This window comes from Eubacteriaceae bacterium ES3 (assembly GCA_030586155.1).
Taxonomy (GTDB): Bacteria; Bacillota; Clostridia; order Eubacteriales; family Eubacteriaceae; genus Acetobacterium.
This window is the reverse complement of the sequence record CP130741.1, coordinates 754892-772498: the sequence shown is the minus strand read 5'-3', so window position 1 is coordinate 772498 and position 17607 is coordinate 754892. Positions and strand designations below refer to the sequence as shown.

Genomic DNA, 17607 nt, shown 5'->3' with positions numbered 1-17607 from the left:
TTGAGGAAATGGAGACAAATTCCAATAGTTTCACAGAGATTTTATCTAATGATGAAATCAAAACAGATTTTTTTATATGGTTCATCTTTTAATGTGAAATGCCACCATTCATATTCAAAAGGAACAAATCCTTCTTGCATCATAATATCTCGTAACCAGCATCGGTTTTTCTTCTGGATTTCAGACAAGTTTTTATAGTCAAAATATGATACTTCTGAAAAAAAATCAAATGATCCACCCATATCGATATCCTGATGGCTTTTCAAATTTATCAGTGTAAGATCTACAGTAGAACCTCTTGAATGAGCAGAAGGACTGGCAATAAATCCTTTCTCAAAAATTTCATTTCTAGTAAAATCTGGATAATAATCAGCTTTTGTTAAACCATTTTCATGCTCCTGTCCCCATTCAAAAAAAGCTTTCACTGCTCGTACAGGGCGGTAAGCGTCAAAAATCTTTAAGCCATAACCACTTTTCACAAGCTTATCCTGAACTTTTTTTAACGCCAGTGCAGTTCTCTTTGTCGCATAAGCTATATCTGCTTCATAGCCTTCAATCCGTTCCCCAACAAAGTTATCGTTGCCAAAATATTTCAAATCTACCAAACAATCTGGAATCACAACTTTTAGGTCCACAAAATCATCCGATCTTTCTCTTATTATTTTTTCCATACCATTTATCCAGTCTATCATTATTTAATATTTTATTGTAACTCCAATAATACAATTTTGCATTAAAAAAACAATCTGCTTTCCCTTTAAAAGGACTCAGATTGTTTATAATTAATTGAAGAGCTCCGCTCCACTTTCTTCCAACTGCACATTCGATAACCCGCATTCATGGCAGAACCTAAGTTCGTCAAGGGTTCCTTTTCCATGAGGCACCAGAGTCGCGCCGGAGTCACTTCCAAGTGCGATTTTCACTCCCAACTCAATGCCTTTTCTGACTGCTTTCTTATGTCCTTCAAAATACATCATTGAAACCTCTCGATATACTGCCATCGGATGATCTTTAGGGCAGTTTGCAATATTGGCAAAGGGGGCCAATGTCGGTACCCAGATCGTCTCACTTTGAGCCAATAGTTCCAGACAAGAATCATCAATGCAATACCCATGCTCAATCGTATCAGCCCCAGCCTTAATTGCCATCTTGATGGCCTCCGGTGTATTGACGTGAACCATCGCCTTTAAACCTAGTTCATGGGTATAATCAATCATTTTTTTTAATTCTGTTTGAGAAAATTGTACCGGATCAGTCTGACCAAATACGTCAAAACTCATGATTCCTGTTAAGACAATTTTTATAAAGTCAGCTTTTTTTTCCTTAAGTTCCCTGATCCTTTTGCAGGCTTCATCTCCATTTTTAACTGCCTGACCCAAAAATTCGCCATAACACCCGTCTTTATATATTGCAAAAATTGGAGTTAAAAATGTCACTGGATATTCATCTGCGATTTCTTTCAAAATCAGACCAGCCTCCCATTTGTCTCCGCCATCCCTAATCCTGTCTATCCCCATATCCAGATAATTCTCCAGCATCTGCCTAAAACCTTTTTTAAGCTCTTCACCATCGAGATTTTTAACTGAAAAGGGCTGACCTAATCCACAATGAATGTGCGCATCATATAACATTTCTCCTCCTTACAAAAACAAGCCTTAGCCTTTATGAACGCTAACCCCATGGACATCATGGAGAGCTTCCATAATAGCTTCTGATAAAGTTGGATGGGCATGAATCACATCACCCACCAGCTCAGCTGTTAATCCGGCATGAACCGCCAAACTTAGTTCACTCAGTAAATCCGTTGCATGAGCGCCAACTACCGCCGCGCCGATAATGACATCATCAGAATCAACTATGACTTTGACAAACCCCTGAATTTTCCCCATCGCCTGCGCCTTACCAAGTGCTCTAAAATCAAATTGTCCGATTTTGTACTCGATCCCTTGCGCTTGACAATCTTTTTCTGTTAAACCAACCGATGCCACCTCCGGATCGGTATATACGCAACGTGGCACAGCTTTATAGGATATTTGCTTGTCAGCCGACTTAACCGCATTATAAACCGCTACAATTCCTTCTTTCGAGGCAACATGAGCCAAAAATGGAGATGCGACAATATCACCAATCGCGTAGACTCCGGCTACGCTGGTTTCCATTTTATCATTTACTATAATCCGTCCCCGGTCATCCATTTCAATCCCGATAGCCGAAGCATTAAGCTGATCGCAGAAACTTCTACGTCCAATTGCCACTAGCATTTTTTGCGCTTCGACAATTTTATCATCCGATAGGGTTGCTGTAACTCCTGAACCAGTGACTTCTACACCTTTAATTCCATTACCGGTGATTACTTTTATTTTTTCCTTTTTAAATTGTCTGGCTAACTGTTTGGCAGTTTCATCATCTTCCAATGGCAGCAGCTGTTTTTCCATTTCAACTATGGTAATCTGGCATCCCATTCGCTTTAAAAATTGTCCGATTTCGCAGCCGATAACCCCACCACCTACAATAATCAAGGACTCTGGCACTTCTTCCAATTCCAAGACTTCATCACTGCTTATCACTGTTTGACCGTCATATTCAAACATTTTGGGAATAACCGGCACCGAACCCGTCGCCAAAATAATTTTATCCCCTGTTAATGTCTGGGTTTGACCATCTTCAGCAGTAACTTCGACTGTATTTTTATCAACCAGACTGCCGACTCCTTTAACCATGGTTACATTATTGGCTTTAAATAAAAACTCAATCCCTTTTACCAAACCACTAACAACCTTATTCTTGCGTTCCATAACGGCTTTAAAATCAGCTTCTGCTTTTTCATTCAGCGTAAGCCCGAATTGTTTAGCATTATGCATAATATCCAGTGCATCAGCTGTTGCCAATAACGCCTTAGTAGGAATACAACCACGATTTAGACAAGTACCACCTGGCAGATTTTTTTCTACTACCGTTACTTCTGCTCCCAGTTTTGCAGCCATGATTGCCGCTTCATATCCGCCTGGACCGGCACCAATTACAATTATTTTCATTTCTATAACCTCAAATTCTTAAACTTAAATACAGACATATAGTGTTAATCCACCGCTATTTTCTTCTGCCTAATTCTGATTTCAGTAATCAAATGGAAGACTAAACACATTTATAAATTATTATACATGAAATATGTGTTTTTAAAACTATTTCAACTCATCATTTTATACATAAAATTGAAAACTCTACCCAACTGACTTTCTTAATAAATATAATAATTATACTGCATTTTTTCTTATTCTATATTATCTAAGCCGATTTGTCCAACACTTCCTGTTTTATAAAAACGTCTTTTCGCCAAAAGAAAAACTCCTCTTTGGATACTGCTTATTATGAAACCGCAGCATTTCTAAAGAGGAGTTTTCTTAAAGTTTATTTAATTATTTAATCGGTGCTACACCAGCAAGGTCTAGTATTTCAGGAATTCTATTTTCCCATCCAAGAGACATAATATGAACACCCTGACAATGGTCCTTACACTCTTTAATTATTTTAGCGCAAAGTTCAACTCCAACATCACCAGACTTAGTACGTTCTTTGTCTTTTTTAAGCTCTTCAATCATATCTTCAGGAACATGAACGCCAGCGACATTAGCATTCATATAGCGACACATTCCAACATTTTTAGGAATGATCACCCCTAATTGTACTGGTACATCAAATTGTTTTGCTCTTTCCATAAAATCAAAGAATTTTTCTGGTTCATATACTCCCTGAGTTTGGAAATATTGAGCTCCAGCTTTGACTTTTGCTTCCATTTTTGCAAGCTGAACATCAACGGAATCGCTACAAGGAGAAACAACAGCACCTTTAGCAAACTTTGGTGGTGTTCCATCCACTTCGTTACCAGCAAGGTCAAATCCTTCCTCAAGACGTTTAACAGCATAGGTTAAAGATACAGAATCAAGATCAAAAACCGGTTTCGCCTGTGGATGATCACCTAATGTTGTGTAATCGCCAGTTAAAAGCAGTAGATTTTCAATCCCCAGAAGTGCTGCACTTAGGATATCTGACTGCAAAGCAATTCTATTTCGGTCACGGCAGGTAACCTGGAAAATCGGCAGCAAGCCTTCATCTTTTAATACTTTACAAGTAGCCAGCGAACCCGTTCTCATAACAGAAGACTGATTATCAGTTACATTTAGTGCATGAACTCTGGTTTTTAAATATTCATGCGCATCTTTAATCAGATGATCAATCTCAACCCCTTTTGGTGGCCCAACTTCGGCAGTAACTACAAACTCACCTTTATCGAACAATTCAGTTATTCTCATTTATCATTACTCCTCATCATCAAAAATTATTGCTTTTCTTCAATTTCTTCATTTGGATTCCAATAATTACGCACTTTCGGAGCATATTTAAGGGTATCCAGTTTATCAAGTTTTTCCAGCTTTCGGTAGATTCGTTCCCATCCACATTCCATATCTTTGTCAACCTCGCACATACCATTTTTGGCACCGCCGCATTGACCATTGATCAGACTCTTAGAACAGGCTGTAATTGGACAGATCCCACCAGTATAATTCAGATAGCATTCTCCGCATTGTCCACAATCAACATTCAGAGGAGTGACGCCCTGGAAACCCGGCAAGGGATATGTATCACAGCAGGAATAGACGCGTTTTTCAGCGAACATATTGGCAACCGTCTGGATTCCAACTCCACATGAGAATACCAGAATGGTATCACAGGCTTCTATTGTTTCCATATGTTTTTTAAGCTGAAGTTTTAGGTTATCCGGATTACATATATAATCAGTCGTTACAATTTGTGTAACCTCTTTGGATTCCGCTAACTCTTTTTGCATTGTATCTGCTTCATGTTCTGCAAAATAGACTTCTTTACAGCCATGACAATTGATGATAACAGTCTTCCCTTTTGTCAGAGATTCGATGACTTCTTTAGATTTTAGTTGGGTAATCAGCATATTATTTACCCTCCCTTATGGCAGTTTTTCCAATTTTAATGCGTTCAACAATTGGAATTTTTGATGAGCAGATGTACTCACAACATCCACATTCGATACAATCCATGACGTTCTGTGTTTGAAAGCCTTCCCAGTTTTCAGTCGTTGCATATTTTGTATAATATAATGGTCGTAATTCCATTGGGCAAACATCTGCACAACGACCACATTTAATACACTCAACAGCTTCTTTAACCGTCGTTTCAACCGCAATTACACCGTTTGAGCATTTTAAAACCGGAACATTCAGATCCGACACTTCAAATCCCATCATCGGACCGCCGATTTTGATGGTCGTATCATCGCCCTTTACGCCACCACACTGATTAACGACTTCTTTAACAGAAGTACCAATTTTAATCACGAAGTTTTGTGGTTCCACCATCCGTTCTCCAGATACTGTTACAACCCTCTCAATCAAAGGCATGCCTGTCTGAATTGCGTCCGCAATTGCTTTGGCAGTACTTACGTTACTAACTACTGCTCCCACATCCATCGGTAGGCCACCACTTGGTACTGATTTACCCATCACCCGTTTAATCAGCATTTTTTCAGCACCCTGAGGATATTTAGTTTTAGCTACAACCACTTCGATATTATCTAGTACTGCTGTTTTTTGCTCAAGAAGTTCTACTGCATCCGGTTTGTTGTCTTCAATCGCAATAACACCTTTAGGCGCACCTGATGCTTTCATCATAGCCTGAAGTCCATAAACAACCTCATCAGCATATTCTAACAGTACACGATGATCCGCAGTTAAAACCGGTTCACATTCACATCCGTTTAAAAGTACCAGTTCAATTGGTTTTGGCGCTTTAAGTTTAACAGCTGTTGGGAATCCGGCTCCACCCATTCCGACAATCCCTTTATCTCTAACCAATTCAATGATTTCATCAGCCGATAAACTGTCAATATCACCAGCAGGTTTAATGGATTCGTCAAGAGTATTCTTTCCGTCTGATTGAATAACAATTGCCAGGGAATCCAGTCCACTGACGGTATGGCGTCTCGGTTCAACAGCAACTACCGTACCACTTACGCTTGAGTGAATATTGCTGCTGATTAAACCATTTGCTTTAGCAATTAGCTGACCCATTTTAACCTGATCACCAACTGCTACAACTGGCTCAGCTGGCGCACCGGCATGTTGAGACATTGGTATTACTATATTTAAAGGATCCGGGAATCGTTTTAAACCCAATTCTTCGCTTAGTTCTTTGTGTTCAGTAGGATGAATTCCACCATAGTAACCATCGTAACGGGATTCGCGAACTGCTTTTACGTATTCATTAACAAATTTATGATTAACTTTCGAATAATCACGGATTTCCACAGGTTTTTGCAGCCATTCTTCCAGGCGTCCCTGTTTTTCCAGCCGTTCATAAATCATCTGCCATCCGCAGTCCATCTCTTTATTAACTTCACATTTACCGTTCTTAGCGCCCCCGCACTGACCATTTAACAAGCTTTTCGAACAGTCAACAATGGGACATATACCACCTGTTTCATTGAGATAGCACTGGGCACAGGCTTCACATAGCGTTTCTGTCAGCGCCATTCCGTGCTGACCATCAACTTTAATGGTATCACTTCCTGCATAAACTGGAATTTCTGCCATATCAGCGATGGTTTGAATACCAAGGCCACAAGAAATGACAACTATATTTTTCGCTTCTCCAGGAAGAACTGATTCAAATGTTTTCTTTGTCAGAGGTTCATTACAAAGAAAATCAACTTGTACTGAGCCGACAATATTTTTACCCTGTCCTTTTGCAAGTTCCGAAAACTGTCCGCATTCCGGCTCATCAAAGTTTTCAAGCTCTTTGTAGCATTTACTGCAAGCCATCACAAACAGTTCATTTTTATCTGCCAGAAGTGCTTCAAGTTCTTCCTTTCCTTTTAGTTTAAATTTCGTATAATCCTCCAATTACATGCCTCCTCTATATTATTTTTTTATTTCTAAAGCAAGTCGTTCTGGATTTTACAGGCTTTAATAACATGTTTTGCAAGTAATGCGGTGGTAATTGGTCCGGTTCCTCCACCACAGCCTGGTGTTGCCGAAGTAATCATTGCTACTTTTTCAAGACAATCTACATGAGCATCACCGGTTCGGATTTTTTTACCTTCTTCATTTAAGACAAATTCTTTGTTTTCATCTTTCATTTGAGCCATCGCTACATCAATCAGGATACAGTCTTCATTAAGCATATCAGGTTTAACCAATCCATAGATCCCTGCTGCTGTTACAACGATATCAGCTTTTTTGGTGTATGAAGGCGTATCTTTAGTAAATACGTGACACATAGTTACAGTCGCAAATTCGTTAGTTAACATGATTGCCAGCGGTTTACCCAAAACATTTGAGTTATTAATAATAACAACATCTTTGCCTTTTACTTCAATGTCGTAATATTTGAACATTTCCATAACACCTTCAGCAGTACAAGGGAAGAAACCACGCTCGTCTGCAATCATTAATTTACCAAGGTTGGTTGGATTTAAAGCATCCGGATCTTTTTCAGGACTTAAAATGTACTTGATTTTTTCGGCATCAATCTGTTCTGGAAGCGGCTGGAAGATCAATACAGCATGAATATCTCGGTCTTCGTTAATAGCATGCAGTTTATCAATAAACTCCACTTCAGTTACATCAATTGGAAACTGAACCGATTCTACTTCGATATTGGAGTTACCCATTCGTTTAATGATGCTTTTTTCATATGAAATGGATCCTGGATCTTCACCCACTCGCATAATTGCCATCTTAACCTGGATGCCTTTTTCTTTTAATTCATTTGCATCCTTTAAAACTTCTGCCAACATGGACTCACTAACTTCTTTTCCACTTAACAATTTTGCTGCCATTTTTTTCTCCTCTTATTTCAAAATTTTTATTAAAGCAGTTGTTTTTCAACTTCTGTATAAACACGGTCACAAATTTCGACACCTTTTTCCATCATCGGTTTGATTCTATTATTCACATCATCAACATAATCCTGATCTTTAATTGTTTTGATGTTAATCAGCACATTCACCCAACCACTAATCATTGCCGCCCGTAAGCATTGTACACCGCAGGCCACATCACTAATCGCCAGTTTTGATCCTTTGCCAACCAGTTCTTCTTGTAATAGAACTGCTTTATAACATACTTCAACAATTTCCAGTGGAATACTGCATGCCACTTTCGTGCATTCTTCCAGCGTTTTTTCCTTGTAAGCTTTTTCTTCTTCAGTTTCCTTAGGCAGTCCATAAGCTTTTGATAAAGGTAAAAAATTCTTTGCATCTTCATCTATCATCGCCATCAGACGATCCTGAAGCACCTGAGCATCTTTTAAAATACGCTGAATATCATCTTCAAACTCAGCATATTTTTTCTTGCCAGTAGTCAGATTTCCAACCATACCTGCCAGTGCCGTGCCTACTGCTCCAACTAAAGCTGCAGCCCCACCACCGCCGGGAACAGCAGCTTTACTGTATAAAGCTTCCACAAATTCCGTACATTTTTTTTCCGCAATTATTTCTACATTTACTGTAGTATCGAATTCCATATTTTCACCACTTTCCTTATTTATCCAAGTAACCATCTGATCTAATCGTTTATTCTTTTTTATCTAAAAGAAGGCTAGTCAATATAATGCTCAAACATGAAGATTAACCGGCGATTAAATTATTTCACCTACATCAATACGCTCTGCTATCGATACTTTCGTCAGTTATTTTAAAGACATTATCTACTTGTGACTTATACAACCTTACGTCCATACTACCTCATAGCAGATTAAGATTTCTGGTAACTTCTCGAATCTTCTACGGTGTCTCGTCCTGCGCAATCTCGATGTCAGATCTAAAACCCATAACATCTCCTCCAATACTTTGATAAATTTTTAACATCTACAACAATAATAGCTGAAATCATTTTGAAAATCAAATACTATGTATGACAATTTTTTATTGTAAATTTCATGAATTTGTTTTCAAAATTAAGGGTTTTAAGATGGCTAAGAACAATAATTTACTCTATCTTTGTTACCTAAATAACAAAGTCGATAATTAGTTTCTTTTTTCTACATAAATAGGTATTCATTTCTATGTAATTTCTTTTTTATCGATATTTTAATCCTAAAATGATAATTTTTATTTTTCGTAATTACTCTTATTTTAGCGATACTTTTAACTTTTTTTTAAAATCCACGCAGCCTAATAAACTTCTTCAGATTTCATCCGCAACTTTTAATAAAAATAGCCTAGGTATCAATGCCTTTACTATCATCATATAAATCTATTTTTAGGAATAAAAATAAGCCGAGGAAGGTCCTTCCCCTTCTTCGGCTTTAATCGTCTTAGAATAATCCGGAAATTAGACCATTTTCACTTACATCAATTTTTTCAGCTGCTGGAACTTTAGGCAGTCCAGGCATTTTCATAATTTCGCCAGTCAATGCTACGATAAATCCGGCTCCTGCTGAAATATTTAATTCTCTAACAGTTACTCTAAACCCTGTTGGTCTACCCAGTTTTTTCTGGTCATCAGTTAATGAATATTGAGTTTTAGCCATACAGATCGGCACATTATCAAAGCCAAGACTTGTCAGTCGTTCCATTTCTTTAGCTGCTGCAGGTGCAAAATCAACACCATCTGCTCCATAAATGCGAGTCGCAATGGCTTCAATTTTTTCCTGAATAGACATATCTAAATCATAGCTATATTCGAAGCTGCCGTCATTACCTTCAACTAAACGTATAACTTCGCTGGCAAGCGCTTCTCCACCTTCGCCACCTTTTGCCCAGACCTGAGAAATAGCAACATTAACACCAAGTTTCTGGCATTCACTTTTAACCAGCTCCAGCTCAGCTTGTGTATCGAACGGGAATTCATTAATAGCAACCACAGCCGGTAATTTAAAGACCTGTGTAATATTTTCAACATGTTTTAACAGATTTGGAAGTCCGTTTTTCAATGCATCCAGATTTTCGTTATTTAAATCTGCTTTGGCTACGCCACCATTATATTTAAGGGCTCGAACTGTTGCAACAATAATAACTGCGTCTGGTTTTAAACCAGCCATTCGACATTTAATATCAAGGAATTTTTCAGCGCCAAGGTCTGCACCAAATCCAGCTTCAGTAACTACATAATCTGCAAAATGCATTGCCATTTTAGTCGCAATCAGAGAGTTACAGCCATGGGCGATATTGGCAAAGGGGCCACCATGAATAAATGCTGGTGTGCCTTCTAATGTCTGAACCAGATTTGGTTTCAGGGCATCTTTTAATAATGCTGCCATTGCTCCATTAGCTTTTAACTGCGCTGCAGTAACAGGTTCTCCATCGATTGTGTAAGCAACGATGATTCGACCTAAACGTTCTTTTAAATCTGTAATATCATTAGATAAGCAGAAAGCTGCCATAACTTCAGATGCAACCGTAATATCAAAACCATCCTGTCTAACAACACCATCACCTGATGTTCCCAGACCATCGATTACATTACGTAGCTGACGGTCATTCATATCAACACAACGTCTCCATGTAATCTTTTTCAAATCAATCTTTAATTCATTCCCCTGTTTGATATGGTTATCAAGCATTGCAGCCAATAAATTGTTAGCCGCACCAATAGCGTGGAAATCTCCGGTAAAATGAAGGTTAATATCTTCCATCGGAACTACCTGTGCATAACCACCGCCGGCAGCTCCTCCTTTAACACCAAATACTGGTCCCAAAGATGGCTCACGTAAAGCAACCATAGTATTTTTACCCAGACGTGATAAAGCATCTGAAACACCAATTGTCGTTGTGGTTTTACCTTCTCCAGCCGGGGTAGGATTAATCGCAGTCACAAGAACCAGTTTAGCATCCTTGCCCGTTTCTTGTTTCAGTAGATTGTAATCAACTTTAGCTTTGTATTTTCCGTATAAGTCCAGGTCATCTTCTGTTAAGTTTAATTTTTTTGCAATCTCACGAATGTCCTGCGGTGTAGCTTCCTGTGCAATCTCAATATCTGATTTAAAACCCATGTTATTTCCTCCACTTTTTTCCAAAATTATTTTATTACCATTTTAACCATTTCCCTGTAAAACGATTACTTTTAATCGTTTTCGCTTTAATTTAATTAGTATGACGCCATTAATTAAATTTGTATATAGATGACTTGCCTTTGCTGTTTACTTGTATATACAATTTAGAGTAAGATTATCACTTTTTATTATTCTTGTCAATATATTTTCTTTTTATATCTATATTTTTTCATTTTTGTTTGTTATTTCTCAAACAATATCAACTTTGTATATATTTTAACAGGTTTGGAGCCTCATTATGAGCCTATCTTGTTAAATATAAGTCAATATTTTACTCATAAAAAAACAGACCAAAAGATATTGATAATTAATTATCAATATCTTTTGGTCTTGATTCAATTCAGCTATTTTTTTAAACAAGCAAAGTATGCTACAAAAGGAACTAGTATTCCTCCACCAATAATATTTCCAATCGTAACTGGAATCAGGTTATTTAAAACAATCTGTCCCCAGCTAATATCTGCACCGACAAAATATCCCATTGGAATAAAGAACATATTAGCAACGCAATGCTCAAAACCGGAAAGTACAAACAACATAATCGGGAACCAGATAGCAAATATTTTACCAACAATGTCTTTTGCGCCAGCCTGCATCCATACAGCTAGAACCACAAAGATATTACAATATATCCCCCTAATTACAGCTGCCCCAAAGGGAATCGCTACTTTAGCTTCTGCAATACCAATGGCTTTAGCCACCATTGCTTCACCATATAAACCTGATTGAAGAAACAGCCAAGCTAAAAACACCGAACCAATAAAATTGCCAATATAAACAATACCCCAGTTTTTTAACATCTGCCCCATTGAAATTTCTTTTGTCAGAAGTGAAATAGTCATTAAATTATTGCCTGTAAAAAGCTCTGCACCAAAGAAAACGACAAACATCAAACCTACCGGGAAAACGCTGGCACCTAAAAATTTGGCCATTATCGCCTCGAAACCGGTAGCAACCCCAGCATTAGCCACGGTACATCCATACGACCCAAAACCAATAAACATACCTGCACATATACCAAGAATCAACATTTTCGCAACTGACAGGTTAGCTTTTTTTTTCCCTACATTTTTAAAGCTTTCCGCGATTTCTTTTGGTGTTAAAAAATTACTCATTTTTTCTCCTCGTTTTCACTTTTGATAGAGTTTTATTCTGTTTATCAAAATTTTGGCGTCAACTAACGAGATTAAATATGAATGACCTCCTGTGCTGCTTACCTGTATATACAGTTTATGTAAAGCATAACATCTGCAATAAGAGTTGTCAATATTATTTCATTTTAATCCAATTTTTTACTCTCTTCGTTTGCTATTTCTCAAACTAATTATAACCAAATCTACCTACCCCAAATACAAATTTCACCACAAGCAGTCTTCTCTCTAAATCCCTCTTTTATAAACGCCCTATAATAATCATAAGAAAAGAGAAGGCAAGGCCTTCTCCTTTATATCTTTTTTTTAGAATAGACCGGCAATTACGCCATTTTCATCAACATCAATCCGCTCTGCTGCTGGCACTTTTGGAAGACCAGGCATTTTCATAATTTCTCCAGTTAAGGCAACAATAAATCCTGCACCAGCAGAAATTGTCAACTGGCGAACGGTAATTCTGAATCCGGTTGGTCGTCCCAGCTTAGTCTGATCATCAGTCAGCGAATACTGAGTTTTAGCCATACAGATCGGCACTTTGTCAAGTCCCAGGCTAGTCAGTCGTTCCATTTCTTTTGCTGCTGCTGGGGTAAAATCAACGCCATCTGCTCCATAGATTCGAGTTGCAATAGCCTCTATTTTTTCTTTAATAGTCATATCCAACTCATAGCAGAATTCAAAAGTTCCTTCGCTTTCTTCAATCAGCTTAATGACTTCTTTAGCTAATTCTGTTCCACCTTCACCGCCTTTTGCCCAGACCTGTGAAATAGCAACATTAACGCCCAGTTTCTGACATTCAGTTTTTACCAGATCCAGTTCTGCCGGAGTATCCAATGGGAATTCATTGATGGCAACTACTGCCGGTAATTTAAATACCTGCGTAATATTTTCAACATGTTTTAAGAGGTTTGGCAACCCTTTTTTCAGAGCTTCCAGGTTTTCTTCATTTAAATCAGCTTTGGCTACACCACCATTATACTTAAGAGCCCGAACTGTTGCTACGATGATTACAGCGTCTGGTTTTAAACCAGCCATCCGACATTTAATATCCAGGAATTTTTCAGCACCCAAGTCAGCACCAAAACCACCTTCTGTTACCACATAGTCTGCAAAATGCATAGCCATACGAGTCGCAATTACTGAGTTACAGCCATGTGCAATATTGGCAAAAGGTCCCCCATGAATAAAGGCTGGTGTTCCTTCCAGTGTCTGTACCAGGTTTGGTTTAAGCGCATCTTTTAGCAGCGCTGCCATTGCCCCATTAGCTTTTAATTGAGCTGCTGTAACAGGTTCACCTGTTACACTGTAGCCGACAATAATCTTGCCAAGACGTTCTTTCAGGTCAGAAATATCGCTTGATAAACAGAAAGCAGCCATAACTTCAGAAGCAACTGTAATGTCAAATCCATCCTCACGCACCACACCATCTCCTGAACCGCCCAGACCATCGACGATATTTCGCAACTGTCTGTCATTCATATCGACGCATCGTCTCCAGGTAATTTTCTTGGGATCAATTTTTAACTCGTTGCCCTGTTTAATATGGTTGTCAAGCATCGCAGCCAGCAGATTGTTTGCTGCTCCAATTGCATGAAAATCTCCGGTGAAATGCAGGTTTATGTCTTCCATTGGCACTACCTGTGCATAACCGCCACCAGCGGCTCCCCCCTTAACACCAAACACCGGACCCAGCGAGGGTTCACGAAGAGCAACCAGAGTATTTTTCCCCAGCTTAGATAATCCGTCTGCCACCCCAATGGTAGTAGTAGTTTTTCCTTCACCTGCAGGTGTCGGGTTAATCGCCGTTGTCAAAATAAGTCTGGCCTTTTTACCTGTTTCTTTTTTTAAAAGATTATAATCGACTTTAGCCTTATACTTGCCGTATAGATCCAAGTCATCTTCCGTCAGATTCAGTTTTTTTGCAATCTCCCTGATATCTTGAGGTGTCGCTTCCTGCGCAATTTCAATGTCCGATTTAAAACCCATAACATTTCCTCCAATACTTTGATAAATTTTTAACATCTAAAATAATGATAGCTGATTCCATCGTAAAAATCAAATATTAGGTATGATATTTTTTTGACAATATATTCCAATTATTTTTCTAATTCCCCCGTATTTAGAAGAAAACTCAGCAAAATATTATCATTATTCTGCTCCTCCCCATAAATATTCTTCAAATTATCAGTTCTTATTATTTTTTTATATCGATTATCTTATTTGATGTGTTCTATTATTTCATATTTTTAGTAAGTTATTTATATTTACAATTTTTCTCTATGCTTTATTCTTTTTTTAAAATTCAAAAATTTAATTTACTATGATTTTTACTTATCCAGCATTACAATTTATAAACCCGCCTTGTAAACGTGTTCGCAAAAGCGTATAATACTATCTGATATAAAAATTTATCAATTCGGCTTTAGAAAGGATTAACTATGTCTCACTCGATTGAAGTTTTATTCCCTCTGCTGCGAAAAAAAATTCTCTGTGATCCTGACATTACAGTTGCCGAAGCCTGTTCGCAGGCCGGCTACCCAAGAAATCTTGTTTGCGGTGGAAAAGGAACCTGTAAAAAGTGTCTTGTGTCAGTCAAAGAGAACGGCATCATGACAGAAGTACTAAGCTGTCAATATCATATTTCTGACGGAATGGAAGTATTTATCTCTCAGGAAGCAGTCCAATCACAAATTCTGGAAACTGGTAATCAGGAAGATTTTTCTTTCGACCCTCAGTTGAAGGTTTATACTGTTGCCTATGATCAGATAAAAACCAGTTTGGGTTCTTACGACTTGGAAACAATCAAAAAAATTACCGCTGCTAATCTGAAGTTTAAAAAGATTGCTCTGCAACAACAGGCCGTCTCAACCTTTCATCAAAAAAATGTAAAATATTTGCACTTGGTAACTTTTAATGAAGAAATCATTGATCTTGTCCCCTCAGATAATAGTATTAACGCCTATGGAATTGCGTTCGATATCGGAACAACTTCTGTTGTAGGCTATCTTTATGATTTGACTAACGAAGTACTTATCAATCAGCATTCTACCTTAAATCAGCAAATTTCTTTTGGCGGTGATGTTATTTCACGTATTGATTACGCATCCAAGTCTCAAGAAAATTTGAACAAAATTCAAAAGTCAGTTCATTCAACAATTAATGAAATTATATCAAATCTTTGTTCAAAAAGTGCTATTTCACCTGAGCAGATTTATCACTGTGTTTTCTGCGGTAATTCTACAATGGCTCAGCTTTTCCTCGGTATAAATCCGAATTACCTTGGTATTTCGCCATTTACTGCGGTTTCTAAGGATGGTGTAATGCTTGAAGGTGCATCAACCCACTTCCCAATGCATCCTAACGGAAAAGTCGAATTTTTACCATTACTCGGTGGGTTTGTCGGTGCTGATACCACCTCCGTGCTTTTAAGTCTGCCGAAAGACGATAAACCTCGCTTAATGATTGATCTTGGCACAAATGGTGAAATTGCCGTTGGTAATCATCAACGTTTTTACTGTGCTTCTACCGCCTGCGGGCCTGCTTTGGAAGGGGCTGGAATTCATATGGGGATGCGCGGAACCCATGGAGCTATTGAAAAAATCAGCTTTGATGGCTCGAAAATCCACTGCAAGGTCATCGGCGATGCCGCTCCTGAAGGTTTTTGCGGTTCTGGAATTATCGATGCTATTGCCTTTTTATACCGTGAAAAACTCATTTATGCTAAAGGAAATTTTATAAAGGATAATGATCTGGATGCCCACCCTTTAAAAGAACGCTTCGGTATCGATGAAAATAACCAACGTTACTTTAAAATTGTAACTGCCGAAGAAAACCCCAGCGGCAAAGAAATGATTATTACACAAAAAGATATCAGACAGGTTCAACTTGCTAAAGCAGCCATTTATACCGGATGCAGCCTTTTAATTAAAGAGTTCGGAATAAATGGCTGCGATTTAGAAGAAGTTGTGCTGGCAGGAGCTTTTGGTAATTATATTGATATCCAAAATGCTCAATTTATCGGACTCCTTCCTGAAGTTGAAGGTGTGCCTATCCGTTCCATTGGTAATGGTGCAGGAACAGGTGTTCAGCTCTATCTGCTTTCACACGATGAAGCAAGTTTTTGCCAAAACATTCCTCCAGTTACAACTCATATTGAACTGGCTACCAACCAGGACTTTACAAATACTTATATGATGAATACAACACTTGGTCAAAACGACCCGCTATAAACAAATAAGCCCTTTTTAGAAGGGCTTTTCTTCATATGAAATCATGTTATAATTGCTTTATTCCTATATGAAAGGCTTTTAATATGCAAACTAAAGAAAAAATTCTACTTGTTTTAACTGGCGGTACTATCGGCAGTGCTGTTTCTGAGCATTGTATAGATGTGAGTGAAAATAGAGGCGACGATTTAATATCTCTTTTTAAAGAAAAAAGTAATCTTGCGGTTGATTTTGAAGTCCTTCGTCCTTTTCAGATTCTAAGCGAAAATGCGGATCCCTCTCACTGGCTAATGCTAATTAAGCTACTACGCGATACTAATTTAACCGAATATGCGGGAATTCTTATCGCTCATGGCTCTGATACCCTTCCTTATACTGCGGCAGCAATAAGCTACGGTCTCGACACTCCTAAGATCCCAATCGTTCTAGTAGCAGCTAACTACGCCATTGGCGAGCCCGGCAGCAATGCGTTAACTAATTTTTCTTCCAGTGTTTCCTTTGTAATAAACCTGAAACTTCCTGGTGTATTTACACTTTATGAAAACAGCGATCAAAAAATAAACGTCCATCTTGGAACACGCTTGCAAGAAGCCGACTGGATCCACGATGATTTTCAAAGTTTTGGCGGTGCTTTAGGTGTATACAATCATAATGGTTTATGTTGCCAACCTCTCAAAACCAACCCTTCAATGCCAGAATTATACAACCCAGAAACGCAGCTGGTTCCTCTGGTCGAATCCATCAAAAATCAGATTTTTGCATTACGTGCCTATCCAGGCCTTGATTATTCCTGTATCGACCTTAAGGCAAAACCATTTCGGGCTGTACTCCATTCATTATATCATTGCGGAAGCGGAAACGTAACAGGAACTAACGGGCTGTCACTAGTAGAATTCATTCGAAACAACCCTCAACTTGACCACTATATGATTTCATACAAAGATGTACGAGGTAACCTTTATGTCTCCAGCCGCACGCTAATTGATGCAGGGGCCATTCCTTTGGAGAATATCTCCTTTGAAGCAAGTCTTGCCAAACTTTTCTTAGCCTACAATCAATTTGAAATGTCACCCCTGCAATATATGAAAAAAGAATTTTTTCATGAATTTGTGAGGGAGCGTAAAGAAACCGGGTATATATTTTAGAAG

General features: G+C 38.3%; 13 protein-coding genes. 2 read left to right on the top strand and 11 right to left on the bottom strand.

The genetic code is table 11. The features are described from left to right. Positions 1-41: 41 nt before the first annotated feature. The 11 genes from Q5O24_03420 to Q5O24_03370 all read right to left on the bottom strand — a co-directional run bounded on the left by Q5O24_03420 (position 42) and on the right by Q5O24_03370 (position 14219). On the bottom strand, positions 42-671 hold the full coding sequence (locus Q5O24_03420; protein ID WKY48391.1) for a M15 family metallopeptidase: 630 nt from the start codon (positions 669-671) through the stop codon (positions 42-44). A 111-nt stretch (positions 672-782) separates the two neighbouring features. Then, complete coding sequence (locus Q5O24_03415; GenBank protein WKY48390.1) at positions 783-1631, bottom strand: amidohydrolase family protein; 849 nt, start codon at positions 1629-1631, stop codon at positions 783-785. Between the two features lie 24 nt (positions 1632-1655). Beyond that, entirely contained in the window at positions 1656-3035 is a 1380-nt protein-coding gene (gene lpdA / locus Q5O24_03410) for a dihydrolipoyl dehydrogenase (GenBank protein WKY48389.1), read from the bottom strand. Positions 3036-3416: 381 nt separating this feature from the next. After that, entirely contained in the window at positions 3417-4310 is an 894-nt protein-coding gene (locus Q5O24_03405; protein WKY48388.1) for a methylenetetrahydrofolate reductase, read from the bottom strand. A 26-nt stretch (positions 4311-4336) separates the two neighbouring features. Next, a complete protein-coding gene (locus tag Q5O24_03400) occupies positions 4337-4966 on the bottom strand; it encodes a methylenetetrahydrofolate reductase C-terminal domain-containing protein (protein ID WKY48387.1) in 630 nt (209 codons plus the stop codon). A gap of 1 nt (position 4967) precedes the next feature. Further along, a complete protein-coding gene (rsxC, locus tag Q5O24_03395) occupies positions 4968-6932 on the bottom strand; it encodes an electron transport complex subunit RsxC (protein ID WKY48386.1) in 1965 nt (654 codons plus the stop codon). A gap of 32 nt (positions 6933-6964) precedes the next feature. Continuing rightward, positions 6965-7870: a tetrahydrofolate dehydrogenase/cyclohydrolase catalytic domain-containing protein gene (locus Q5O24_03390; GenBank protein WKY48385.1), complete on the bottom strand. Its 906-nt coding sequence runs from the start codon at positions 7868-7870 to the stop codon at positions 6965-6967. A 29-nt stretch (positions 7871-7899) separates the two neighbouring features. Beyond that, a complete protein-coding gene (locus Q5O24_03385) occupies positions 7900-8556 on the bottom strand; it encodes a cyclodeaminase/cyclohydrolase family protein (protein WKY49203.1) in 657 nt (218 codons plus the stop codon). A gap of 792 nt (positions 8557-9348) precedes the next feature. Continuing rightward, positions 9349-11025, bottom strand: coding sequence for a formate--tetrahydrofolate ligase (locus tag Q5O24_03380; protein ID WKY48384.1), 1677 nt, complete (start codon positions 11023-11025; stop codon positions 9349-9351). A 404-nt stretch (positions 11026-11429) separates the two neighbouring features. Beyond that, on the bottom strand, positions 11430-12200 hold the full coding sequence (locus Q5O24_03375) for a formate/nitrite transporter family protein (protein ID WKY48383.1): 771 nt from the start codon (positions 12198-12200) through the stop codon (positions 11430-11432). A 342-nt stretch (positions 12201-12542) separates the two neighbouring features. Then, positions 12543-14219, bottom strand: coding sequence for a formate--tetrahydrofolate ligase (locus tag Q5O24_03370; GenBank protein ID WKY48382.1), 1677 nt, complete (start codon positions 14217-14219; stop codon positions 12543-12545). A 452-nt stretch (positions 14220-14671) separates the two neighbouring features. Between Q5O24_03370 and Q5O24_03365 the strand changes: the two genes are divergently transcribed. Both Q5O24_03365 and Q5O24_03360 read left to right on the top strand, forming a co-directional pair. After that, positions 14672-16462, top strand: a complete 1791-nt coding sequence (locus Q5O24_03365) for an ASKHA domain-containing protein (GenBank protein WKY48381.1) — start codon at positions 14672-14674, stop codon at positions 16460-16462. Positions 16463-16545: 83 nt separating this feature from the next. Then, positions 16546-17604 (top strand): asparaginase domain-containing protein, encoded by a 1059-nt coding sequence (locus tag Q5O24_03360; protein WKY48380.1) that lies wholly within the window; start codon positions 16546-16548, stop codon positions 17602-17604. Positions 17605-17607: the final 3 nt, after the last annotated feature.